This is a genomic window from Ideonella paludis (assembly GCF_018069865.1).
Lineage (GTDB): Bacteria > Pseudomonadota > Gammaproteobacteria > Burkholderiales > Burkholderiaceae_C > Ideonella > Ideonella paludis.
In genome coordinates this window covers 923,344-946,399 of the sequence record NZ_JAGQDG010000001.1, presented here as the reverse complement: position 1 = coordinate 946,399, position 23,056 = coordinate 923,344, and the positions used below count along the sequence as shown (strand labels likewise).

17 protein-coding genes are annotated in these 23,056 nt (G+C 63.7%); 7 read left to right on the top strand and 10 right to left on the bottom strand.

Going from position 1 to position 23,056, the window contains the following annotated elements:
- Positions 1–15: 15 nt before the first annotated feature.
- The gene (locus tag KAK11_RS04325) at positions 16–723 is read right to left on the bottom strand and encodes an SCO family protein (RefSeq protein ID WP_210806493.1); all 708 of its coding nucleotides are present in this window, start codon (positions 721–723) and stop codon (positions 16–18) included.
- Positions 724–987: 264 nt separating this feature from the next.
- A complete protein-coding gene (locus tag KAK11_RS22145; protein WP_310737742.1) occupies positions 988–1,761 on the bottom strand; it encodes a response regulator transcription factor in 774 nt (257 codons plus the stop codon).
- Between the two features lie 80 nt (positions 1,762–1,841).
- Here KAK11_RS22145 and KAK11_RS04315 point away from each other — a divergent pair, with 80 nt between their 5' ends.
- Together KAK11_RS04315 and KAK11_RS04310 are read left to right on the top strand one after the other, a co-directional pair.
- Entirely contained in the window at positions 1,842–3,830 is a 1,989-nt protein-coding gene (locus tag KAK11_RS04315; protein WP_210806489.1) for a sensor histidine kinase, read from the top strand.
- Positions 3,827–5,827, top strand: coding sequence for a sensor histidine kinase (locus KAK11_RS04310; RefSeq protein WP_210806487.1), 2,001 nt, complete (start codon positions 3,827–3,829; stop codon positions 5,825–5,827). Before KAK11_RS04315 ends, KAK11_RS04310 begins: the two co-directional genes overlap by 4 nt.
- On the opposite strand, the gene KAK11_RS04305 is transcribed toward KAK11_RS04310, so the two are convergent.
- Entirely contained in the window at positions 5,790–6,539 is a 750-nt protein-coding gene (locus KAK11_RS04305) for a class I SAM-dependent methyltransferase (protein ID WP_210806485.1), read from the bottom strand. The two genes, KAK11_RS04310 and KAK11_RS04305, sit on opposite strands and share 38 nt — an antisense overlap.
- Before the next feature lie 430 nt (positions 6,540–6,969).
- Positions 6,970–11,082, bottom strand: a complete 4,113-nt coding sequence (locus KAK11_RS04300; protein WP_210806482.1) for a pilus assembly protein — start codon at positions 11,080–11,082, stop codon at positions 6,970–6,972.
- 295 nt (positions 11,083–11,377) lie between these two features.
- Between KAK11_RS04300 and KAK11_RS04295 the strand changes: the two genes are divergently transcribed.
- On the top strand, positions 11,378–12,238 hold the full coding sequence (locus KAK11_RS04295; RefSeq protein WP_210806480.1) for a response regulator transcription factor: 861 nt from the start codon (positions 11,378–11,380) through the stop codon (positions 12,236–12,238).
- A gap of 101 nt (positions 12,239–12,339) precedes the next feature.
- On the opposite strand, the gene KAK11_RS04290 is transcribed toward KAK11_RS04295, so the two are convergent.
- Positions 12,340–14,319 carry a sensor histidine kinase gene (locus tag KAK11_RS04290; RefSeq protein ID WP_210806478.1) on the bottom strand — a complete coding sequence of 660 codons (1,980 nt, stop codon included), beginning with the start codon at positions 14,317–14,319 and terminating at the stop codon, positions 12,340–12,342.
- Positions 14,320–14,494: 175 nt separating this feature from the next.
- Here KAK11_RS04290 and KAK11_RS04285 point away from each other — a divergent pair, with 175 nt between their 5' ends.
- From KAK11_RS04285 to KAK11_RS04270, 4 genes are all read left to right on the top strand, one after another.
- Positions 14,495–15,760 (top strand): amidohydrolase family protein, encoded by a 1,266-nt coding sequence (locus KAK11_RS04285; protein WP_210806476.1) that lies wholly within the window; start codon positions 14,495–14,497, stop codon positions 15,758–15,760.
- 91 nt (positions 15,761–15,851) lie between these two features.
- Positions 15,852–16,340, top strand: a complete 489-nt coding sequence (locus KAK11_RS04280; RefSeq protein ID WP_210806474.1) for a YiaA/YiaB family inner membrane protein — start codon at positions 15,852–15,854, stop codon at positions 16,338–16,340.
- A 10-nt stretch (positions 16,341–16,350) separates the two neighbouring features.
- Complete coding sequence (locus KAK11_RS04275; RefSeq protein ID WP_210806472.1) at positions 16,351–16,776, top strand: hypothetical protein; 426 nt, start codon at positions 16,351–16,353, stop codon at positions 16,774–16,776.
- Complete coding sequence (locus KAK11_RS04270) at positions 16,773–17,576, top strand: DUF2145 domain-containing protein (protein WP_210806470.1); 804 nt, start codon at positions 16,773–16,775, stop codon at positions 17,574–17,576. The genes KAK11_RS04275 and KAK11_RS04270 overlap by 4 nt, the downstream gene beginning before the upstream one ends.
- On the opposite strand, the gene KAK11_RS04265 is transcribed toward KAK11_RS04270, so the two are convergent.
- The 5 genes from KAK11_RS04265 to KAK11_RS04245 form a co-directional block, all read right to left on the bottom strand.
- Positions 17,573–18,964 (bottom strand): sensor histidine kinase, encoded by a 1,392-nt coding sequence (locus KAK11_RS04265; RefSeq protein WP_210806468.1) that lies wholly within the window; start codon positions 18,962–18,964, stop codon positions 17,573–17,575. The genes KAK11_RS04270 and KAK11_RS04265 overlap by 4 nt on opposite strands.
- 12 nt (positions 18,965–18,976) lie before the next feature.
- Positions 18,977–19,669 carry a response regulator gene (locus tag KAK11_RS04260; RefSeq protein WP_310737741.1) on the bottom strand — a complete coding sequence of 231 codons (693 nt, stop codon included), beginning with the start codon at positions 19,667–19,669 and terminating at the stop codon, positions 18,977–18,979.
- Between the two features lie 153 nt (positions 19,670–19,822).
- Positions 19,823–20,197 carry a hypothetical protein gene (locus KAK11_RS04255; RefSeq protein WP_210806464.1) on the bottom strand — a complete coding sequence of 125 codons (375 nt, stop codon included), beginning with the start codon at positions 20,195–20,197 and terminating at the stop codon, positions 19,823–19,825.
- A 62-nt stretch (positions 20,198–20,259) separates the two neighbouring features.
- Positions 20,260–20,937, bottom strand: a complete 678-nt coding sequence (locus KAK11_RS04250; protein WP_210806462.1) for a hypothetical protein — start codon at positions 20,935–20,937, stop codon at positions 20,260–20,262.
- Positions 20,938–20,945: 8 nt separating this feature from the next.
- Complete coding sequence (locus KAK11_RS04245; RefSeq protein WP_210806460.1) at positions 20,946–22,919, bottom strand: S8 family serine peptidase; 1,974 nt, start codon at positions 22,917–22,919, stop codon at positions 20,946–20,948.
- Positions 22,920–23,056: the final 137 nt, after the last annotated feature.

Genomic DNA, 23,056 nt, shown 5'->3' with positions numbered 1-23,056 from the left:
TGGTGCTGCGCGAGCTCAGGCTTGGGCCAGACGGGCGCGGGCACTGATGCTGCGGTCCACCTCCAGCAGCTCACGTTGGGTGCGCTCCAGGTTCACCGGCGCGCCGGAGAGACGGCCGATCACGCGGCCAAAGCCGTCAATCAGGAACAGCGAGGTCAGATGGTCCTCGGGCTTGCGGCTGTCTCCTTGCAGCGCGCCAAAGTGCTGGATCAACCGCTGCACTTGGGCAGGCTCGCCGGTCAGCCAATGCCACTGCTTGAAATCCACGCCTTGGGCTTGGGCATAGCGCTTCAAGGTCTCCGGGGTGTCCGACAAGGGGTCGACGCTGACGGTCACCAGCTCGATGTGCGGGCTGTGGGCCGCCACCGCCTGTTGCAACTGGCGCAATTGCTGAGTCGTCCCAGGGCAGGTGGTGGAGCAGGCCGTGAATGCAAAGTTCAACAGCACGGTTTTGCCCCGCAGCGCTGTGTGCAGCAAAGGCGCACCGTCCTGCCGCACGAGGCGGACACTCTCCAAGGGATTGGTGAAGTCCGGTGACGGCGCCGCCACGGGCGTCGTCGGCGCCTCGAGCGCTGCGCTCGCCGGCACCAAGGCCGCCACCCAAGACCCTAGCGCCACGCCTATGGCGGCCAAGGCCAAACCGCACAAGGCGACGCGACGCCAAGGACGGCTGGGCTTGTCTTCGGCCATGGCCGCAGAAGCACTGACAGTGGAGGGGTTCATGCGTTCGAGCTCCGTGAGAGAAGCGCGAATATATAGAACACCCCGGCGGGTAACAGCCCCACTAAATCACGAAATCACCCTTCCCAGGGGGAATATGAAAAACCTCACAGAACAAGTTTGAGATCACTTCTCACTTGCAAGACATGATGTCTTTATATTCAGATTCGCAATTAATTTGAGATTAAATGGCGATATTGTTCGGAGCGAGGAGACACCGGGCAAAGCGGCCCGCACGGGCTGCTCTTCCCAGCATGCCAAGGGGCCTCAGGTCGTGACAATGTCACGCACGAAGTAGCCAACGCCGCGCACTGAAAACAGCGGCAGTTTGAGCCCCACCGCTTGTTCCACGCTCTTTCTCAAGCGGCTGATAATCACCTCGACGCGATGCCGCTGATAAGACTCAATTGGAATATTGAGTTTATGTGCCAATTGCTCTGAAGACACCGGCTGACCCTTTTCGGACATCAGGCAGAAAACCAGCTTTCGCTCGACGTCCGACAAAGAGCAGATGTGCCCATTGGGCGCACGCAATTGACCAAAGGCCACATCGAGATTCCAGCACGACGCATCGGCGGCGGCGGGCACCTGAGCCGCAACACCACCGGCCGCTGGCACTTCAGCAGGGGCGCTGAGGGCCACCACGTTGTCGACGTTGCCGGCCTCTGCGCTCGGCCGGCCCATGTAATCGCGGCGCGCCATCAATCGCTCAATGACCAGCACGATCTCTTGGATCTCGACGGGCTTGACCAAATAGGCATCCGCCCCGGCGACCAAGCCTGTGATGCGATCGTCACGCAAACCACGCGCCGTCAAGAAGACGATGCCCAAGCTGGGATCATGACCCCTGAGGTATTTGCAGATCGACAGGCCATCTTCACCATCGAGTCCGATGTCCAACACGATGACCGCTGCATTTTTGACCGCAAGACGCCGATAAAGCTCTGTGGCAGTGGCCACCCCTTCGACGCTGAAGCCGCTTCGCGACAGCACAAAGCACAACTCATTGCGAAGCACTTCTTCGTCTTCGACAATGTACACATGGGCCGCTGTTGATGGTTGGTTCACGAGGGGCTCACCACTGGTTGTTCGGACCCTCGAATTATCGCTTTGGAACCCCTTTGAGTGCTGTACTTTCGCCGCTGAAAATTCCACGCTGGAGCAAGAATTGGCTGCGGATTTCGCCGGTCCTGTTCCTCTTGTGCGTGGCGGCTTTGCTGCTGCTGCCACGCCAGGCGCCAGTGCAAGGATTCGAGCTGTGGTATTCCGAGCCCGGCGAGGTCTATCACACCCCCACCGAGGCGTTAGCATCATTTCGTCGAGGTGAGTTTGATATCACCCGCGTCAATGGCTCAGGGCGCCCACAGACCGGTGATGATTGCTGGTGGGTGCTGCAGATTCCGCCCGACCATCGCTGGGGCAAGGACCCCCGTTTGACCGTCGGCATGCCGCTGCTGGACCAGGTCACTCTCTACCGCGTTCAGCCTGGCGATACACGTATAGACAAGGTAGGCGAAGGTGGTCTTTATGTACCACCGGCAGCGCGCCATATGCGTGATCGTCAGGCGGCATTCCGGCTCGCGGACGGCGGCCCACCGCATGGTCTGTGGCTGATCCAAGTGCATGCCACCAGCAACCATGCGGTCACGATTCACATCGAGTCCCAAGGCGATCACACCACTCGCGTCTTCCGCGAGAACCTGTTGCTGTGGACCATGGTCACCTTCTGTGCCGCGGTCTACCTGGGGGCGCTCTGGGCAGCGACCGTGCTGAAGGACGATCAGCTCTACGTCTGGGCCACCTTGATTGCCGGCTTCACCCTCTATGCCTTGGCCTGGAACGGTGTGTTGGCCGCCAGCCTCGATTGGCATCACCCTGGTGTGGTGCACGCCATCTTGCTGACCGCCACCTGGTTGGCTGGCATCAGCATTGCCAGTGTGCTGCGGGCCTTTTTGCCCGACGAGCAACAAAGCAGCCGCGCTGCGGTGTGGCTGGTGCGCTGGGGAGCCCTGGCTGCGGCAGCCGGCTTGGTCTCCTTGAGCATGGGGGGCTCCATCATCCTGGGCGCCGCCCTGTGGACCATTCCGCTGTTCCTGATCGCACCCTGGGTGGTGTGGCACGGGGTGCAAGCTGGCCAACGCTATGCCCGCCGCTATGGCGGTCTGTTCATTTTTCATTCGCTGACGGTCGGCTATCAATATGCGGGCGAGGTGGGTTTGGTGCCTCTCGATGCACTGAGCATGTATGGCTGGCAAGTGGTGGCCGGTGTCAGCATTGCCGGCCTGCTGCTCAACATCGTCTCGGAGATTGCGCGCGAACGTCAGGCCCAGCTCTATGAGCAAGCCACGCTGAAGCGCGACCTGCAACTTGAGCGCGATGCGCTGCGCCACAAAGTGCTGCGGCGTGCCAGCGAGTTGGAACAAGCGAACGCGGACCTGATGGAAGCAGAGCAGGCACATCGCCGCTTGCTGTCGATGGCCTCGCATGAGTTCCGCACCCCCGCCGCGATGATCAAGGCCTCACTGGATTCCTTGCGATACGAAAGCAGCCCGCCCTCGCCCGACACCCTGGCACCGCTGGCGGAGCTGCGCGCAGCCTCCGAGCAATTGGTGGAGTTGACCAACCGAGTGATCCTGCTGGACCAGTGGCGCCAGTGGGTGCAGTCGCCACAGATGCAAGCGGTGGATCTGCGTGAATGGCTGCTGGAGATGGCCGGCGACTACAGCGAAGACATGACGCTCGGCCTGGGCCTGCCGGACGACGACGCCCCTTGCGTCATCCACGCCGACACGCGCTTGCTGCGTGGGGCCTTCACCATTGTCATCAACCATGCGCTGGCCCGCAGCAGCCGTCAGCCCAATGCAGTGATCCTGTCCTTGAGCCGCGGTGTGTTGGGCCTGCGCTTATGCGTCTCCGACGATGGCCCTCGGCTGAGCCCTGCCGAGGCGAATGCGCTGCATAACGCCCTGATTCCCATCGAGCCCTTGCGACTGACCGAAGACTTGGGCTGGAGCATGGTCAGTGCCGTCGGCGCCAAGCTGGGTGGCCACACCCGAGCGGAGATGCCCGAGGCAGGCGGCTTGCACATTCTCATGGAGCTGCCGCCATGAGCCTGATCGATCACGGCCTGAGTCAGGCTCTGCGACGCACACTGTGGGGCTGGCTGTGCTGCTGGTGCGTGCTGCTCTCGGGCTGCGGCGTGTGGATGCCCCAGCACGACTTCACCGTCTATGCCAGCGCCAAGTCTGCCGAGCTCTTCTCGCCCGACCAAGCGCTCAAGAGTTATCTGGCCGGTGCGTTCGAGCGCAAGGACACCGGCTTTGGGCGCGGCTATCAGCGCCAGCCCATGTGGCTGGCCGTGCAGTTCTCGTCCTCGCCGCCGGGGACGGCCTCGGTGGTCTCGGTCGGCCCCGCGATTCTCGACAGCATCGAAGCCTACACCTTGGACGCCACAGGACATCCCATCTTTGTGGGCCGCTCAGGCATCGGGGTGCCGCGCCAGTCACGCAGCGGCGCCACGCTGGAGCACAGCTTTGTCATCAAGCCCGAGCGCCCCGGGCCGACATTGGTGTTGCTCAAGGTGAAGTCCTCAGCCTCCATGGCCGTTTATGCTCAGGTCACCTCGGCGGAGTACCAGTTGGAGAGCCTGCGCCTGCAGGGGCTGGGCTTCGGAATTCTGTTCGGCCTGATGTGCGCCTGCCTGGCCACCGCCGGCCTGGCCTTCCTGCGCTCTCGCAACGGCAGAGTGGCGGTGTGGCTGGCGCAGACTGGGGCAGGCCTGCTGTTTGTGTTGTGCTTCAACGGCATGCTGTCCATCTTGCTGTTGGACTTCTCGCTGCAAGCCTATAGCTGGCTGCTGACGACCTCGGGGGCGCTGATGTTGGTGTCCGTGGTGTTGTTCATGGGGCGCTATCTGTCTTTGGCCGAAGACTACCCGCGCCTGCACGCCACCACCTTGGCCATGTCTTGGTTGGTGATTCCAGTCGCCCTGGTGATGGATGCATTGGGGTGGTCGCTGTTCTTGGGGCTGGCCCTGGTGCTGCTACCCACCATGGCCTGCATGGGATTGGGACTCTTATTGCAAACGTTAAGAGGACATCCCAAGGCGCGCTCTCAGGGCATTTGGGGTTGGCTGCTCGGTGCGGCGTTCATCTACCAGTACGGTGGGAAGTGGGGTTACTGGAGCTTTGGGGCCTTCAACATGACGGCCTGGCAGTACGCGCTGTTCATCTGCTATTGCGTGATCTTGGTGGACTTGGTGCGCGGCTTGGCCCAAACCCACGGTCGTGCACGCTTGAGGCGCCAGCATCTTCAGGCTCAACTGATGGCGGAGCGCTCGTCCCTGCAAGAGAAGGTGCTGGCAGGCACCTCGGCGCTGCAGACTTTGCATGAAGATTTGCGGCGCGAGGAGCGCGCGCAGCGGGACTTGCTGCTGGTCGCGGCGCAAGAGTTTCAGCCGCCCGCGCGGCGGATTCGTCGTCTGCTGGATGACTTGCGTTTGCGCCCCGGCTCACAGCAGTCGAACTTGGCCGAGCGCTTGCGCAATATGGGAATCGCGGCCGACCGCTTGCAGTTCCTTGCCAACAAATTGATCAGCGCCGAACGCATTGATGAGCTGACCATCCATCCAGAGTTCCATGCCGTCTCGGTGACCGAATGGGTGCACGAGGTTTTGCATGACACAGTGCTGTTCATCCACACCCGAGGACTGGAGCACGTCCAAGGTGTGCAGGTGTCTGGCGACCCGGTCCTGCTGCGGATTGCGCTGCAAAACCTGATCGACAACGCCATCCGCCACACCGATGCCCAAGAAGGCTCGGTGTCATTGGAAGTGCTTCAGCATCCGCAGGAGATCGAGCTGATCATCGCCGACCAAGGCCCAGGCATTCCGGACTCGCTTCGACCGCATCTGTTCCAGCGCTACACCAACGCGCAGCGCAAGCCCGGTCATGGTTTGGGCTTGTCCATCGTGGCCGCGATCGCGCGCTCTCACCAGGGCCAGGTCAGCGTCAGCGATGCCCAGCCGCATGGCGCACGCTTTCACCTGCGCCTGCCCTCGCTGCCCACACTCAGTGGCGCCGAAAGCTCAAAAACAAATGCGGGTTGAGGACCGAGCCGCCCAAGACCCGATTACTGCAGGCCTTGAGCCACCATTCCGCCAGCTTGGCCGCCGGCTCGCCCAGGCTGCTGCGTAGACGGTTCATCTCGAAGAAGCCCGTGGGGTCGAGGTGCTGCTCCAGCTCAAAGCCATTGCGACGAAAGAGTCGGACCAACTCGTCCAATGACAGGGTCGCTTGCTCGCGAGGGCTGTGGGGCCGAAAGCCGCCCAGCAGGCGCGTGCCATGCTCATCAAAGGGAAAGCGCTTGTTGGCGGTGGTGATCACCACCATCTCGCAAGAAACGCGACAGAGCTCATCCACAAACTGACGCCGCAGGCGCCAATGGTTTTCACAAAGCGTCAGCTCCGGCCCGACGGTGCCCACATGCTCGATCACGTCCAAAGAAAAGCTCAGCTCAAACCGGCGCGCCTCGAAGGGCAGGTAAAGCCCTGAAGCCCGGCGCATGAAGGGATGCAAGTCCGAGACATCCCGCCGGAAGAAGGGGTCGACCGCATGCGCATCCAAGCCCAGATGCCGCAGCATCAAGGTGCCGTGGCCATTGTTGGCGCCCACCTCCAGGACGGAGCTGAAGAAGTTTCTGCGCAGCAGCGGGATCAGAAAGCGCGCAATCCTGCGCTCCAGCTTGGCCTTTTCCAGCTCGGAGTCGCAATACTTCCACGGCGAATCGGCGTCGATCAGCCCGATGTCATTGGTGTTCACCGCCGCCCTCTCCTCAAACTTCTGGCACGGTCCCAGACAGGCGGTGAACAGCCTCTTTTTTCTGAGCAGCCATCTCTTATATCGGTGCCGTGGTCACCACGGCCCGCCCCAACGGTAAATCTCGATCAGGTTACATCGGTAACAACTTGATTCTATGGGCAGATACTATACCGTCAAGGGTTTTTAGAGGAATTGCCGAATATATTTAAATATCCTCTAGCGAAATATAAATTTCTTATTCTTGCTATTTCTATTTTTTAGGAGAGTTACGTCTGCCTTCGGAGCGGGCCTCATGCTGGCGACTTGTCTGTGCAGACATTTCTCGCACCCAACAGGCCCCAAAGCCCGGCTGGCTGAGGCCAAAGCTCTCAAGACTCTCTCGCAGGCCGGTGCAGGGCTGGGCGGCCTGCGCCGCCCAGGTCGGGCCTGATCAATACATCTCACGCCAACTCATGCGCCCGAGCTTGGCCCGGTTGGCATGGGTCAGCGCGGTGCTGTTGCCGCCTGGGGTGGCGGAGCCGCCGGCCGGGGTGCCGCCCGACCAGGAATCGACCTGCCCTGTGTCTTGCCCCAGGCTGGGCAACAGCAGCGACATCTGCTGCGCTTGGGTGGACGCCGCCAGCAGGATCGCCGGAGGCCCGAACTGTGCCCCGCTGACCGCCATGCCCGCTGGGCTCAGCGGCGTATTGCTGTTGGGGTTGAGGCGGTCCTGGCCATCAATGCTGCCGTCGCCGTTGGTGTCAAACGGCACCAAGGCGCTGTAGCCATGGATGGGGTCGACCTCATTGAGCCAGGAGCGCGGGCCGATACAGACGTTGATGGCCTTGTCCGGCGTGGTCGGCCGGATGGACGAGAACATCACCAAACCCGTGGGCTGCTGGCGGGGCGCGCCCACGCCGTGCTCATAGGCTTGCAGGTCCACCACCCAGCCCAGGGCGCTGTCTTTGTAGTTGACGGTGGTGGGCTTCAAGGCCCGGTACTCCACGCTGTTGAGAACCTGGTTGCTCTCAAACGGGATGGCCGTCAGGCTGGCCCGCGCCACCGTGCGGCCCCGGCCTTTGTCGAGCACGCCGTAGATCGACTGGGTGCTGATGTTGGGCGTGCCGATCAGCGGCGCAATGGCCGCGCCGGTGGAGAACACCACTTGCCAGCAGCGCTTGGCGCTGGCACTGGCGCTGGCCTCTTCGCTGCCGCAGCCGGTGGCCTGGGTGTTGGCCACCACAAAGGGCGCTTGGGTGATGGGCTGCTGCTCCTCGGTCTTGAACAGCCGCGTCACACGGGCGGCGGCGGGGTCGCGAATGTCAAAGCGCCACATATTGCCCTGTATGTCGCCGGCATAGACCAGGTCGATGCGCCCGTCGTCGTCCACGTCCACGGGCGTGGGCATGCTCAGGCCGTTGTTGGTCTTGAGCGCGGGCTCGCTGTCGGCACCGGCCCACAGCTCATCCACGGCCCAGCGCCGCCAACGCCGCTCGCCCTTGTCCAGGTAGAAGGCGTAGAGCACCGCCTTGCCGCTGCCGCTGGCGGCCGCCCCACCTTGGCCGTCGTTGCTGTGGATGCCGTTGCCCACCAGCACGGCGGCACGGCGCTCGGTGTCTTTGCCCAACTGCACGATGTGCTGGGAGACCAAGGCGTTGTTGCTGACGGGCTGGCTGATGATGTAGCCCAAGTCCTTGAGCTCCGGGTCGCTGGTGTTGCTGTACTCAAAGAGCACGCCATCGCCTTTGCTCAAGTCGGCTTGGGTGACGTCGAGTGCGGTGATGGCGCGCGCCCCTCGGCCGTAGGTCACCACGGCCACCGCGCGCCAGCCGTCTTTGCTGTTCTCGCCCGTGGTGTTGACGTGGCCGACCATGGGGATGTTGTCGACGAAATAGGGGTTGGCGCGGATGCCCGCCAAACCAGGGTCGGCATAGTTGGCTGCACGGCGCAGCATCACGTCGGGCACAAAGGACCAGGCTTCCTTGAGGGCGCCGGGGCGCACTTCGTAGGCATGCACGGCGCCGTCATTGCCACCGAACAGCGCAATCGGGTGGGGCCGCGTCACCGCAGCGCGGTAGGCGGTGTAGCCGGGATAGTTGCGCTCGCTCAGGCTCAGGGTGGCGGCCGGCAACACCATGGCCGGGCTGGAGCTGAGCACCGGGCCCAAGCTCTTGCCGCCCCGGGGGCGGAAGCTGCCATCGCTGCCGCGCAGATAGTCCAGCCGCGCCGAGCCTTTGGTGTCGGCCACGCCGCGCAAGTCCAGGTTCAGCGCGCTTTGTTGGCCCGCGCTCAGCGAAGCCCATTCCAGTTTGCTGGCGGCTTGGGCACTGCTGGCCGCCACCGCCGTGAACATGGGCCGCAGCGCGGCCGCTACCGTCGCGTCTTGGGCCGAGAGGTGGCTGCTGCTGTCGATCTGGCCATTGGCACTCAGGCCAAAGGCCCACAAGTCGCCGCTGAAGTCCTTCAGCGCCCAGCGGCCTTGCACCACATAGGTCTTGGGGTCGCGCGCGCCCAGGTCGCTGAGCACCGCCCGCGGTGAGGTCGGCGTGGCCACGGCCGAGTAGCCGCTGGAGAGGCCACCGGGCGAGAGCACGGTGCCCACGCTCAGGGTCTCGGCCGGTGTGCCCACGGCTTCACCCAGCACGCGGGTGTTGACCACCAAGCTGCTGTTGAGTTGGCAGTTGGGTTGCGCCGGCTGTTTGGTGCTGACGCACACTTGCTGCGGGTCACCGTCCCAGGTCACATCCGCGCCGAACTCGACTTTGTTGGGCAAGGCCCCGGAAGACTCCAGCTTCAGGCCGATGGTCAGCTTGGGGTAGCTGGCATAGGGAATGTCGGCAATGCTCAGGCTGTAGCTGTCCTTGGCCATCTTGCGCACCGGGTTCAGCGCTGCAGGCAGCTCTTTGCCCGCACCATCCTTGAGCGTCACCGTGACCGCGCTCAGGCCATTGGCGCCGCCCCAGGCAATGCTGCGGCTGATGCGCACATCCCGCCAGCCATCGACCCGCGAGCGCGCGCTGTCGCACTGGAAATAGTCTTGCGGGTCCACGGCCAAGTCGGGCAGGGTGCCGGTCATGCCACCGCTACAGGCCTTCCAGGTCTTGGCATCCACGATCAAGGCGACCGCGGCGTCGCCCAGCGTCAACAAACACCCGGGGCGGGTCGCATCCTCACGCACCCCATAGGTGGCCATGCCCGCTGAGGCAGGCCCGGAGGACCCGCAGGAGGCATGGGTCGCAAAGTCAAAACAACCAATATAGACATCGTTGGCGGTGTAAATCTTGGTACCCATATAGGTACTGCCAACCGCCCAGTTCGGATAGCGCGCCGGTGAGTATTGCCGGATGAAGCTGGCAAATGCGCTGCTGGGCGTCAGTGACTCGCCATTTTTGGTCAGGCACCCCAGGCTATCGGTGTAGATATTGAAAGTGCACACGCCCTTCAGGCTGCCGTCGGTGTTGAGCAAACCGTAGAGGTTGTATCCCTCCAGTTTGATTCCTTCGAGAGGCCATCCACTGCAAGAGCCCTTGGCCGCGTCATCGTGGCAATACATCCGGACTTGGTCTGAGAAATACAGACGTCCTTCGAACACGGCGGAGGGCTGCTTGTTCGCGGCCACTGGGCCATAACTGACCGAGCCACAAGGCTCCTTGCTCACGTAGTTGTAGCAGTACAAAGTGCCGAACTTGTCGCGCATGTAGTAGTGGTCGCCCACGGGCTCAAAGCTGCCCATCATCGGGGTGCTGCTGATCTTGGTCATGCCGCAGGACGTGAGCGTATCCAGTTGAGTGCAAGCCACATAGGTATCTCCATCCCAGCTTCCCTTCGTCACGAAGACGAATAACTCGCCGGTACGGTAATTCATGGCTTCCAAATTGATTCTGGCGCGCTCCCAATACTGCTCTCTGCCCTGCGCTTTCAGGGGCGTTCCGGCCACTTCTTCAAAATTGAATCCACCCCTCTCAAAACCCGGGCAGGGCAAGCCAGTGGTGGCCATGCGGCAATTGAGATAATCCCAGTTCAGGTGATTAACAACAAACAATTTATCTTTGAAGGGGATGATGCGATAACCATCACCCGTCCCACTGAAATCCACCGCCGATGCCGTCGAGGTATAGGTGGCCTCATACATGGGCCTCTGATTCCATTTCACCGCCGTGACGGCCGTTCCTTCGGCCGGCTCGGTCTCGGTCCATTGCCCATTGACCTGCCACTGCGCCTTGGCCGTGGCGGGCTTTTTGAGGCTGCCGCGCACCCAGGTGTTGCCCTCAGGGAGCGTTTGCAAGCCCTCGGCTTCAAAGGGGCTTTCCAAGCGTGAGCTCATGAAATGCGTCCAGCGCACAGTGTCGCCGCCGCTCACATCCAAGGTGCTGTTCAGCGTGGGCGAGGTGGCCGGGCCGACCACCTGGCCTTGCAGCTCCAGATAGCTGCCGATCACACTGGTCGCTTGGCTTTGGGCCACGGCCCAGGCCAACATGCCCACCAGGCCGGCAGCGGCCAGCCAACGCAAAACCCCCCGCGCTTGTTGGCGGGCTTGGTCGGGCAGGGGTTCAGGAGCGCTCATGGTCAGGCCTTTTCAGAGGCTCAAATTATCTGATTTCATGGAATTATTAATCATCCTCAGCGGGGTAAGTCTGTGAATTTATAGTGGCCATGCGCGAGATTAATTTATTCCAGTATTGATAATTAAATGGCGCCTTTGAAATATTAGTTTCACAAACTCTCGCGGCGCGGCCCAGACAGGGCTCCACCCTGATGCATCGGCTGGGCTGCAAAGTCCTTGAGTGCCAACTTGTGCTTTTTGAGTGCGCACTTCGTCGCTAACTCGCTATCTTTGGCGAGAGGTAGAGGCGACTGCGATGCCGGTGCGCCGTATGATCGGCGCCAACTTGCGAGAGAGTCCTGCTGTGAGCACGCCCATCAATACCCGCCATGCCGATTGCCACGTCTTCCTCGTCGAGGACGAAGACAGCCTGCGCCAAGACCTGAGCTTTTTGCTGCAGCACCGCGGATACCAAGTCACGGCCTGCGCCTCAGCCGCGGAGTTCTATCGGCATTTCGCTGTCAAGCCAGCCTCTGTGGTGGTCTTGGACATCGGCCTGGAAGGCGAGGATGGCCTGTCCATCTGCAAGCACCTGCGCAGCCACAATCCCCTGCTGGGTATCATTTTTCTGACGGCGCGTGGCCTGCGTGACGACCGTGTTCATGGGCTGATGACGGGCGCTGACGCCTATATGGTCAAGCCCGTCGAGCTGGATGAGCTGTGCCTGACGATCGACCGTCTTGAAGACCGGCTGCGTCTGGCCCAGGTCAACAGCCTGAGCGCCGTATCAGCAGCCAGGGCCGTGGCTGACGTGGCACCGGCGCGGCCCGCCCCCGCAGTGGCGGAGGCCAGCGAGGCCGCCCCCAGCCCGATGGTGTGGTCCTTTGAGTTGGGAACGGGCCTGATCACAGCCCCCAATGGCAAGAGCCGCCGCCTGACCGGCAATGAGCGCACCGTGGTCTATGCCTTGAGCCAGCGCGATGGGCAAGCGGTGAGTGTTGAGGAACTGGCGGTGCAATTGCTGATCGCCAATCCGGCCGAGGCCAAACACCGCGTGGAAGTCATCGTCAGCCGGCTGCGCCGCAGCGTCGAGCAGGCGGTGGAGATCCCGCTGCCGCTCTATTTGCTGCGGGGCACCGGTTATTGCCTGCGCGATGTGCGCGTGGTGGAAGATTAGAGTCTGTGATCACTGCGGCCAGGGGCCGCGTTGTCGGTCAAAAAGGGCGGATGCGCCCTTTCTGGGCCACACCCCTCAGGGAAGCGGCGGGTTGGGGTGCGCTAGGACACCAACGGCAAGCTGATCACAAAGCGCGCACCGCGCCCCGGCGCATCGGCCACCGTGGCATCGCCACCATGCAAGCGCGCCACAGCGCGCACGATGGACAAACCCAGGCCATGCCGCTGGGTGCGCCGGCCGCTGAAGAAGCGGTCAAAGACTTTGGCCTTCACCTCATCGGGCACACCGGGCCCGTCATCGTCCACGGTGACATGCGCCCAGCCTTGGGCCGCATGCAAAGCCACAACGACCCGCCCATCGCTGGGCTTGGTGTGTGAGAGTGCGTTGTCCACCAAGTTCTGCAAAGCAATGCGCAAGAGCACGGCATCGCCGTTCACCATCAATGCCGCCTCGCCGGACCGTACCGTCACCGGTGTTTCGGGCGGGAAGTCGCTCATCACATCCAACATCCAGGCCCGCAGGTCCAGCATCACCTTGTTGGGCTTGACGGACATCTCCCGCCAGCGATCGTGCTCGATCAGCTTGTTGGCCAAGAACACCAGCCGGTTGGAGGCCGAGCGCACGGTCTCCAAGCGTGTGCGGGCCGCCTCTGAGTAATCTTCGGGCAGGCAGGCCAGCACATCCAACGCCCCCTTGATCATGGCCGCTGGGGTGCGGAACTCGTGCGAGGCCAGCGACAAAAGCTCGCGCTGATGCGACTCCACGCGCTGCACCTCGGCCAGGGCTTCACGCAGCTCGGCCGTGCGCTCTTCGACGCGCACCGCCAACTGCTGCTTCTCTTCGGTCAGCAGCTGATGCAAGCGCTCGCGCTCCAAGGCATTGGCCTTGCGCTCACGCCAAGCGCTCATGAGCAAGTCAACCAGCCACGACACAAAGGTCAAGGCCAAGGCCACTTGCCATAAAACCCAATGACTGATGTGAAAGGCGACCCATCCTGTCAGCCCGAGGTAAAGCCACAGCACCGAGCCCAGGATCAAGGCGCCATGCAGCGCATAACGCCGAGCACTGCGGTCGCCCACCCAGACCCGCCAGACCCCCAACGCCACCATGACCGGAATCTGCAAGGTGTGCCAGGCAAACACGCTTGCCAACGCACTGGTGCCCCAGAAATAGCCCACCAGCCCGGCCGGGACGACCATCCACACCGACAGGCGGACCCAAAACACCCCGCGCGGCAATGCGTTGGGCACGCCGAAATGGGGCAGTGCGGTGAGGCTGTAATTGATGATGGTGGCCGCGGCGAGGATGGTCAGCGCCTCATTGAACATGCCGCGGTAAAGGGACTCCAGCGGTGCCCGCATGATGCCGTTCACGGCCAAGAGCAAGCTTGAGACGATCACCAAAGCCAGGGCCCATTCAGCCAAGGTGCGCTGCTGCAAAAGGGTGTAGATGAGGATGGCCACCCCGAACAGACAAATCATCAAGCAAAGTGCTCCGCCAATGGCAATGCCCTCCACCAGCGTCCACTGCTGCTGCGCATGGGCATCCCGCAAGGTCAGACCCACGACGCGAACGGAAATGGTCTCAACCTTGAGGACCAAGAGCCCCGAAACATCACGCACCTCAGGCACCATCACCGTGGCCAAGCGGGTGCGGGTTGCGCGCTGCTCACCGGGCACTGCCATGCCATTGCGGCCCAGCTCAAAGATCTCGCCATTGGGCCGCGCCAGCCACAAGATGACCCGCGAAATGGGCAAGGGATTGATGTTGAGGAACATCGGCCCGCTGGCCGGCCACGCCTTGCTGGGCTCCACCACCATCCACACCGGAGCCTCGCTGTAGCCATAAGAGACCGGTGAGTCCGTCATGGCCACAAACTCACCACGATGAAAACCGGCCAAGGCCTCCGCCGCATTGGCATACACCTGTTGAGCCGGAGCCACATAGCGGCCTGGCTGAGGCGCGTCAGCCCAGGCCGGCGCCAGCCAGGCCAAGCACAGCAGCGCCAGCATCCACGCACGCACGCGCGCCCACCCAGGCGGGGGGCGCAGCAAGCGGCGAAGAGGGCAAGGGGCAAACATCAGATGCAGATTGTCCGCGCCCTGGGCAAAGCTGACCATGCCCCTTGGCCAGGTCGCACACGGTATTGACCAGTAATACCGCCAGCCCCCCGGGTGGGCACTTGGCAGCGCCAGCGCGACTCGGGGCCCCATCCGCAGCGAGCATGCGCGGCCTTGCAACCTCAAAAAGCCCGCCATGCCTGCCTTGATCTCCCGCCGTCATGCCCTGTGCTGTGGTGCCGCCGCCGTGGCCGGCCTGTTCAGCAGCCTCACCACGCCCGCCGCGCAAGCCGGCTGGCGCAACCCCTGCAAAGGCCCACTCCCTGGCCCTCTCGTCGAGCACCCGCTCGTGGCGCAGACCTTTGCGGGGCTGGACCCGCACGCGCTGTGGGACAGCCACGCCCACCTGCTGGGCACCGGTGATGCCGGCTCGGGCTGCTGGGTCGATGCGCGCATGAGCCAGTGGTGGCACCCGGCGGCCGTGGCCCGCCGCAGCGTGATCCTGAATGCGGCCTGCGTGGCCCCCGATGCCCCCTCCATCGACCGCGCCTATGTGCAGCGCCTGCTGCAGTTGACGGCCGACTTTCCGCCAGGTGCGCGCTGGATGCTGTATGCCTTTGACGAAGCCTTGGACGACTTCGGCCGCCCCCGCCCGGACTGGACCACTTTTCATGTGCCCAACGCTTATGCGGCCGAGATCGCCCAGCGCCACCCAGAGCGCTTTGCCTGGGTCGCGTCCATCCACCCCCACCGTGCCGATGCGCTGGAGCGGCTGGACCGTGCCATCGCCAGCGGTGCCGTGGCCCTGAAGTGGCTGCCCAGCGCGATGAACATCGACCTGGCCGCCCCGCGCCTCGCGCCCTTCTACGCCCGACTGGCCCGCAGCGGCCTGCCCTTGATCGTGCACTGCGGCGAAGAAAAGGCTGTGCCGGGTGCGGGCCGCGACGAGCTGGGCAACCCGCTCAAAGCGCGCGCGGCACTGCAAGCCGGTGTGCGGGTGATCATGGCCCACTGCGCCTCGCTGGGCGAGGCCCTCGACCTGGACCAGCGCCGCCCCAGCCCCTGCAGCGCTTTCTCTTTGTTTGAGCGCTTGATGGACGAGCCCGCTTGGAAGGACTTGCTGCTGGGCGACATCTCGGCCGTGTTCCAGGCCAACCGCAGCGCCGAAGTCTGGCGCACGCTGCTGGCGCGGCAAGACTGGCAGCCGCGCCTGCTGCATGGCTCCGACTACCCGCTGCCCGGCGTGGCCCCGCTCTACCGCCCCTCAGGCCTGGTGCGAGCGGGCCTGCTGGCCGCCGAGCAGGTGCCGGTGCTGGAGACCGTGCGGGCGCACAACCCGCTGCTGTTCGATCTGATGCTCAAGCGCACGCTGCGCTGGCAAGGCCAGGGCTTGAGTGACGCGGTGTTTGACACCCGACGCCACTTCGTCAAGCCGCTCAAAGTATCGCCCGCAGATACCTGAGGGCCGACGGACCTGCACACGCACGCAAGCGCCTGCGCTGCGGCCACGCAGCGTTCGATGATGAAACCCTGTTCAACCCTGAAAGCCCTGTATGGACTCACACCAACCCCTGACCATGATCCGCCGCGACACCCGTGCGTGGCGAGCGCAAGTCTGGATCTCTTTCGGTATCGCCGCCTCGCTGTGCGCCACCGGCCTGGCCTGGTTGCCCGGCGAGGACCTGGACCGCGCCTTCATGGTGATGGGTTATGTGTTTTGTTTGTGCAGCGCCTTTGTGCTGGCCAAAACCATCCGCGACAACCAAGAGCAACGTCAAGACTCGCCCATGTGGTCCAACGTGGCCTGGGCCGGCTTTGTGCTGGCCATGGTGCTGACGGCCTGGGGCCTGTGGCGTATGAACATACAGCCGGTGTGGAAGTCTTACCTGCTGGTGTCTTGGTTGTTCCTCATCTCCTGCGTCTTCACCCTGGCCAAGACCCTGCGCGACGCCTATGACGCCGACCTGCTGGAAGCCCGCTGGACCGCCCGCCAAGAAGGCCGTCACGAAGCCCGCCAACACGCTGCCCGCAACGCCGAATAAGGAGCCCGACATGACCACAAGCTTCACCCGTATCAGCCTATGCGCCGCCCTCAGCCTGAGCCTGCTGACGGTGTCACCTATCGCCTCGGCCCACCGCTGCTGCAACTCGCATGCATCCGACATCAGCCTGCTCTCGGCCCTGCCGATTGCCGTCTCGGTGGCGGCGCCGGTCGCCGTGCTGTCGGCCGGAGTGGCCTTCACGGTGGTCGCGGTGGAAGCCACCGCCGCCGGCTCGGTCTGGGTGCTGCAGCGCGCGTCGGACGGCGTGCGCATGAGCGTGCGCTTTGCCGGCGAGTCGGTGGCCGCCGTGGGCACGAGCGTCACCGTGGTCGCCATCGGTGCGGGCTGGGTGCTCTCTGCGGCCGGTGAGGCCTTGTGCTTCATCCCCAACGAGATTGGGGCCTCGCTGCTCTACAACGAGCCCATCACCCGATGAGCCCCGCCCCGCGTATCGCGGCTGTTGCCGTGCTGTTGTGGGCCGCCAGCACCGCCGCGCTGGCCGGCCGCACCTGCGAAGAGAAGCCCCTGAGCCTGCGCGAGCTGGAGCAAGGCCTGAAACTGGCCGAGACCACCGCCAAGCAATTGGACGCCACCGGCGCACAGGTGCTGCTGCTGGCCCGCGCCGGGCAAGACCTGAGCAAGCATGGCTTGCAGTGGTCGCACCTGGGCTTTGCCTATCGCCCGGCCGCCACCGCAGGCAGCCCCGCGCCGCCATGGCGCGTGCTGCACAAGCTCAACCAATGTGGCACCGACCGCGCCCAGCTTTTTCGCCAAGGCTTGGGTGAGTTTTTCTTGGACCGGCCCCACCGCTATGAAGCCGCCTATGTGGTGCTGAGCCCCGAGGCCCAAGCCAAGCTGCTGCCGCTGCTGCAAGACAACGCACGCCTGCCGCAATGGCACAGCCCCGCCTACAGCATGGTGGCCTACCCTTGGAGCCAGCGCTATCAACAGTCCAACCAATGGGCGTTGGAGACGCTGGCCGGTGCCCTGGAGCCCAGCGCGAGCACCCGCAGCCGCGCCCAGGCTTGGTTGCAATTCAAAGGCTATGAGCCCACCACGCTGCACCTGGGCACCTTCACCCGCTTAGGCGCCCGTGTGACCACCGCCAATGTGGCGTTTGACGACCACCCCAATGCCAAACGCTTCTCCAACCGCATCGACACGGTGACAGTCGACTCCATGTTCAGCTGGACACAGCGCAGTGGCTTGTCAGGGTCGCCTCAAGTCATCCGTTAGATCGACTTCAGCGGTAACTCAATGTGCACCTGCAGGCCGCCCAGTCGCTCTGAGCGGCGCAGCGCCACCTGCCCGCCCAAAGCCTGTGTCACCGACTGCACAATGGACAGGCCCAGGCCCGCGCCCGATTCGGATCGCGGGTTGTCCAGCCGCGTGAAGCGCTGAAAGGCGCGCTCGCGGTCGGCCTCGGCAATGCCCGGGCCGTTGTCTTCCACATCGAGCAGCGCGGTGTGATCGCGCTGGGTCAGACGCACCAAGACCTCGCCGCCGCTGTCCACATACTTGATGGCATTGCCCACAATGTTGTCGATCAGGGACTCCAAGGACTCCGGCGGTGCCCAGACCCGCAGGCCAAGGGCGGCTTGCAGCTCCAGGGTCACCGACTTGCGGTCTGCCACACTGCTGAGTTCCGCCAAGCGGGACTCCAACACCCGCGCCAAATCCAGCAACTGAGGCTCGGCCTCAACCATCACCTCGCTCTCATGGCGCACCAAGCGCATCAACTGCTCCACCACGCGCGTCATGCGACGGCAGCCGCTCAGCAAGGGCGCCAAGGCACCGTCCACTTCAGGCCCCGTCTGCCGCTGCAACTGCTCGGCATTGACCTGGATCGCGGTCAGGGGCGTTCTGAGCTCATGGGCGGCATTCGCCAAGAAGAGCCGCTCCCGCATGCGGCTGGATTGCAGCTCAGCCATCCAATGGTTCAAGGCAGCCACCATCGCCCGCAGCTCCTTGGGATGCTTCTGCACGTCGATGGGGTCTAGCTGCTCCGGTTGGCGTGCCGCGATTTGCCGGCTCAGGCGCCGGACAGGCCCCATGGCCCACCAGTAAATGGGCAGCATGAAGGGCCCACTCAGGATTGCCATGTAAAGCAGCACTTGCATGTAGTCCTTCAGGGTGCCGCCAATGGCCCGAATGAAAAAGTGCGGGCCTTGGGTGGTGAAGCAGACGATGTAAGGGCTGGAGGCTTCCGCTTTGCAGAGCTGACCTGCCGCTCCGTGGCCCAAGTCCACCATTTCGCCCATGGGTGTCGGCGCCGCCGGGTGCGGCAAATGCGGCGGGCTGTAGACGAGCTGCCCGTCGCGCCAAATGACCAAGGAGGTGACCAAGTCGGGCTCATCGTTGGCATGTTGGTCACGGGCAAAAAAGTGCTTGTTCAATGCAGTCAGCAGCAGGGCCTGCTGCACAGGGTTGCGTTCGGTTTGACGCAAAACCTCAAAAACCAAGGTGTGCCGCCCATCAGTGTGAAGGTCCTTGTCGCTCCAATCGTCGAACAGGTACATCAAGGTGCCCACAACCATCCACAAGACCTGGGCCATCACCAAGCCGGCCAAGGCGGCACGCCAGGATATGCCCAGCACGGGCCAACGCCAGGCGCTGGGTCTCATGGCTGCACCTGCTCAGGCGCGTCTGTCGGCATCAATGACATACCCTACCCCTCTGACTGTGCGCAGTCGGTGCGCACCAATCTTCTTGCGTAAATTGGAGACATGCATGTCCAAAGAGGTGCTGTCTGCGCTGGGCAACACCACCCGCTCCAGTGTGCTGCGCGGCACCACGCTGCCCTGCTTGAGCAGCAGGGCGCGCAGCAGCTCATATTGGGTCTTGGACAATGCAATGTTCTGGCCATCCACTTGGACGCGCATGGCCTTGTCGTCCAGGCTCACGCCCGCGCGGGTGAGCTGCCCGACCTGAAAGCCCCGCACCCGCCGCGCCATGGCGTTGACGCGGGCCGACAGCTCCAACATCTCAAAAGGTTTGATGAGGTAATCGTCGGCGCCGCATTGCAGGCCCAGCACGCGGTCGTACAGGCCGTCCCGCGCAGACAGGATCAACACCGGCGCTTGATAGCCCGCTGTTCGCATCTCCCTCAGCCACGACATGCCATCACCATCGGGCAGCCCTAGGTCCAACAAAAACAGATCAAAAACAGAGTCCTGCAAGGCCTGGCGCGCCGCCTTCAAGCTCCGGACTTGAGTCACTTGAAAGCCCTCGTGATGCAGAGCTCGGCCAATACCACTGGCGATATCAATATCGTCCTCAATGGTCAGCACTTTCATCGGAGCCCAAGGGCTGGGTGTGGCAATGTTCACGGTCAACGACGATGTCCTAGTTGTTGACAGAAAGTCTAGGAGATTGCCCCTTGGAAAGCCACGTCAGCACTGAGACCGCTTCTCTCTTTCGACAGAAACATAGGAAACATTGAGGATCGCCTAAGCTAGTCTTGAGCGTCCGGCGAACGAGCCTCAATCGACTTCAATGACCTGGCCGCCGCAAGAGGTGTAGCAGCGCCTGAAGCTGGCCTCGCAGCTTTCAGTCATGGGGATGGCGACGCATGCCGGCGCGCGCTCATGGCACTTCTCCTTCTGGGCTTTGTCATTGGCGCCAGCCAAGCACAGAGCCAGCGTGAAGGCGCGGGTTTGCCGGCATTCCTTGGCGCCGGCTTCGGCTCGGTCTTGGGCAGAGGCGATACAGCTTTGGCGTGGCTGCTCACACTGAGCGGCGCAGGCGCGCCCTGCATCGCTGCTGGGCGGCACGTACTCATAAGTGGTGCAAGCCCCCAAGGCCAGCAGCATGGGGAGCGCCATCAGGGCGTGACGAAAGGCAGAAAAGCGCTTCATGGTGAATACCTGTTCAGTAGAGGGGAGAGGGCATCAAACGTGCCGACGGCAGTGCAGAGGCATCACTTGGGGCGCGCTGGCGGTGTGTAGGCCTTCAGGCCGACGCTGAGCACCCGTGCGTCGGCTTGCAATTGCTTGAAGGCTGCGGGCATGTGCTCGGGCACAACCTCGATCAAGGCATAGCCCGGGTTGCTGAACTCCAGGCGCGCGCCTGGCAAAGCCTGGGCCAAGGACGCCGCATCGGCGCCCGGTGTCAGCTCGACCCGCAGCACCGAGAGGCGGTAGTGCACCTGGCCGGTGACGGGGTCGCGCAAAGTGAGCAGCGGCTGAGTCCGGCCTGCCGCCACCTCCACCGGCCGCTGAGCCAGCAGCTCGACCCTGTCTTGACCCAAGAGCACCCATGGCGTGGGGGCGCCTTCTGGCAGCGCCAGTGGCCGTGCCTTGACCCGACGAGTCACCGAAGAGGCCGCGCTCGCCACCATGGGCCCCGCCGCGTGCGGCGCCGCGCCCGCATCGTGGGGTGCAGGCTGTGCGCCAGGCGGCTGCAAAGCCGCCGAGGCCGCCGCGAACTGAGGGCCCCCTGCACCCCCCGCAGCCGCAGACCCCGCGGGCGGAGGCTCTGCTTCAGCCTGGGCCAGATCAGGAGCCCAGGCATACAGCGCCAGGCCAACGGCCACCGCTGCTGCGGCCCCCCACCACCAATGCGCATGGCCTGCCGCCTTGGTGGGCGTGCGTTGCATGACCATGATCAGAGGCTGTGTGAGCTCAGGTTGGCCGTGAAGTTCAAGCCCTTGGATTGGCCTCGAACATCCACCACCCGCACCTCGAAGTCGCCGGACAGGCTCTCGCCGAAAAAGGCATTGCTGAAGAAGCGCAGGCTCTGGCTGGCACCGTTCATCAGCAGCGCATCGTCACGCTGACCGCCGATGTACCACGCCGTGAAGGCCGGCATCACGATGGACCGCGTCCCGCTGCGGCGGTTGATCACTTCAAACTGCAGGCCCCCCACATTGAGCGGCGCCCCGGACACATTCGTCAGCGTCACATCGAGCTGCAGCTTGCCTTGCACCGCCGTAGTGTCCGCAAAGCGGGCCAGGCCGCTGTAGACCGTGAAGCCGTCGATCGTGCTGGTGGTGGAGGGCCCCGAAAGCGGCGCCACCAAAGTCGCCTCACGTCGGCCCTTGGGGGCCGTGAAGCCGATAGACATGTTCACCGCGGCGCGGGCATCCGCCATGCCGAAGCCGTAGCGGTTCTGGAAGCGATAGCCCGCCGCATTGGTTTGCCAAGGCAGGTCCAGCGGCCAGCCCACGGCGTTGCCCTGGGGCAGATAGCGCGGCTGGCGGCTGCTGTCCGCGATGGTCGGGTCCACCTGGCGGGCGCTGCGGGCCAAGATGTAGCCCACATCGCGCCAAGTCAGCTTGGGATTGGCTTCCAGCATCAACGCCACAATGCCGCTGACGGAGGGCGTTGCCGCCGAGGTCCCGTTCATGCGGCCGGTGTAATGGCAATTCGGGTCTTGGGTGCTGGCGCCAAAGAGGTCGGCAATGATCTTGGTCCAGTCCGGGAAGCTGGCCTTCCACTTGGCCGCATTGGCCACGTTGTTGGCGCCACTTGCGCAGCCGCTGTTGTCGGTTGTGATGATGGCGGCTTGGTCACCGCCAAACTCCCCGCCGAAGCCCGCCACCCAGACTGACGAGCCGGCACTGGAGTACGACGCGGCGCGACCCGTGTTGTGCATCGCGGCAATCATGTACTTGCTTTCGTGGCCGCGGTAGTCTTGGTTGGGCGAGCCACAGCTCACCGCATCGAGGTTTGCAAAAGACCCCGGCAGCTGAGCCGCAGACAGCGCGGTCTGACAGAAGATCTCTGCGGTGCTGCCATCCGGCATGAAGAATTTCTCGGAGCCCTGATACTCATTGCCGGCGGCCTGCAGATAGATCGCGCCCTTGCCCTCGCGGCGCGTCTTGACGCCAAAGGCCATCGCGCTCTCTTGTGCGCCGGGCGACTCAACCGGCGCGGGCACGCCGATGTCCATGCCGGCGCTGTAGTTGAAGACGTCGACCCCGCTCGATCGATTGGCGAACAGCGTCACGGCGGGCCCTTGACCCGCCAGCTCGCTGGCCCCAAAGGAGAGATAAGCCACCGCATCGGACGACAGGCTTTCATGCAGCTTCACGTCCACGGTCGGAAACGCCAAGAGTGACGCAAAGGGTGCGGTGCCTCGCGAGCCCAGACCATTCCAACCGCGCGCGGCCGCAACCCCGGCCACACCGGTGCCGTGATCGAGATCCACCTGATCTGCGGCGGGCGAGGTGTCGCTGCTCAGCGTGGCGAAACTGAACGATTGACCCGGCAGCACATTGGGCTGCAAGTCTTCGTGGCCCAGCTCCATCGCGGTGTCCACAACGGCGATCTTCACGCCCTTGCCGGTGCAGCCTTTGCCGGCTTTGTGGATGTCACTGACATTCGCGTCAATCCCCGCCACACCGGCATTGCTCTGGGCCGACACGGCCTGTGTGGCGCCGGTATTGAGCAAATGCCACGCATGGGCAGCGAAGGGGTCATCAGCGCCGACAGCATTGGCGGTGGTGCCGTCAATACAGGTACCGGTGGTCACGGCCGCCGGCGGGGCATCATCGCCGCCGCCACAGGCGGCAAGAAGGGTCGAGACAGCAGCAGCGGCTGCCGTGAGGCGCAGCGTCAAGGCAAAGGAGGTACTCATGGAACAACGACTGAGAAGGTGATCTTGGATGCGCAGAGCAGCCCAGCAGCCCCGCGTCGATCCCCAGCTTAGTCACGCGTCCTCAAGAGAGGCCATGCTGGCCTCAAGGTACGCTAAAGGTTCCTGCGAGCCCCCCG

Coding starts and splice junctions, on each gene's coding strand:
- KAK11_RS04325 (WP_210806493.1), bottom strand. CDS start 723: ATGAACCCCTCCACTGTCAGTGCTTCTGCGGCCATGGCCGAAGACAAG.
- KAK11_RS04310 (WP_210806487.1), top strand. CDS start 3,827: ATGAGCCTGATCGATCACGGCCTGAGTCAGGCTCTGCGACGCACACTG.
- KAK11_RS04300 (WP_210806482.1), bottom strand. CDS start 11,082: ATGAGCGCTCCTGAACCCCTGCCCGACCAAGCCCGCCAACAAGCGCGG.
- KAK11_RS04295 (WP_210806480.1), top strand. CDS start 11,378: ATGCCGGTGCGCCGTATGATCGGCGCCAACTTGCGAGAGAGTCCTGCT.
- KAK11_RS04290 (WP_210806478.1), bottom strand. CDS start 14,319: ATGTTTGCCCCTTGCCCTCTTCGCCGCTTGCTGCGCCCCCCGCCTGGG.
- KAK11_RS04285 (WP_210806476.1), top strand. CDS start 14,495: ATGCCTGCCTTGATCTCCCGCCGTCATGCCCTGTGCTGTGGTGCCGCC.
- KAK11_RS04280 (WP_210806474.1), top strand. CDS start 15,852: ATGGACTCACACCAACCCCTGACCATGATCCGCCGCGACACCCGTGCG.
- KAK11_RS04275 (WP_210806472.1), top strand. CDS start 16,351: ATGACCACAAGCTTCACCCGTATCAGCCTATGCGCCGCCCTCAGCCTG.
- KAK11_RS04270 (WP_210806470.1), top strand. CDS start 16,773: ATGAGCCCCGCCCCGCGTATCGCGGCTGTTGCCGTGCTGTTGTGGGCC.
- KAK11_RS04265 (WP_210806468.1), bottom strand. CDS start 18,964: ATGAGACCCAGCGCCTGGCGTTGGCCCGTGCTGGGCATATCCTGGCGT.
- KAK11_RS04255 (WP_210806464.1), bottom strand. CDS start 20,197: ATGAAGCGCTTTTCTGCCTTTCGTCACGCCCTGATGGCGCTCCCCATG.
- KAK11_RS04250 (WP_210806462.1), bottom strand. CDS start 20,937: ATGCAACGCACGCCCACCAAGGCGGCAGGCCATGCGCATTGGTGGTGG.
- KAK11_RS04245 (WP_210806460.1), bottom strand. CDS start 22,919: ATGAGTACCTCCTTTGCCTTGACGCTGCGCCTCACGGCAGCCGCTGCT.